Source organism: Ralstonia sp. VS2407, assembly GCF_052950655.1.
This window is the reverse complement of the sequence record NZ_JBRFVG010000217.1, coordinates 1-481: the sequence shown is the minus strand read 5'-3', so window position 1 is coordinate 481 and position 481 is coordinate 1. Positions and strand designations below refer to the sequence as shown.

The 481-nt window shown below is 70.3% G+C and carries 2 pseudogenes; one reads left to right on the top strand and one right to left on the bottom strand.

Features of this window, described 5'->3' with window-relative positions:
• Nucleotides 1-198 (bottom strand): annotated as a pseudogene (locus ACU8YE_RS24705) (argininosuccinate synthase); the annotation flags it as partial.
• Between the two features lie 21 nt (nt 199-219).
• On the opposite strand from ACU8YE_RS24705, the pseudogene ACU8YE_RS24700 reads away from it, so the two are divergent.
• A pseudogene (locus ACU8YE_RS24700) lies at nt 220-474 on the top strand (PadR family transcriptional regulator); the annotation flags it as partial.
• Nucleotides 475-481: the final 7 nt, after the last annotated feature.

Here is a 481-nt window from a genome sequence, read left to right as displayed (position 1 = left end):
CTTCAGGTGTGCGGCGCCGCGGTCCAGCGTGATCGACTCGATGGCGCGGTGCGCCGGGAGCAGGATCGTGCCGCCGGGCGTCTCGTACATGCCGCGGCTCTTCATGCCGACGAAGCGGTTCTCCACAAGGGCGAGGCGGCCGATGCCGGTCGCGCGGCCGAGCTCGTGGAGCTTGGCCAGCAGGCTCGCGGGCGACAGGGCCTCGCCGTCGATGGAGACCGCGTCGCCGCGCTCGAAGCCGAGCTGGCCCGCCTCGACGAAACCCAGAATGCCGCGCTCGCGATGCAGATTCCGCGGCTCTTCCTGCTCGACGGCGAGCTGATGCGGGTAACGCTGGAAGCCGAGCTCGATTGGGTGCGCAGCGTGATCGGGCATCTGAAGGTGGGCGCGCTCACATGGAGCGAGGCGTGGCTGCGCGAGGTCGCCGCGCGGTTCGCGCAGGCGGATTCGCCGGATTCAGCGGATTCGGACTGAACGGGCA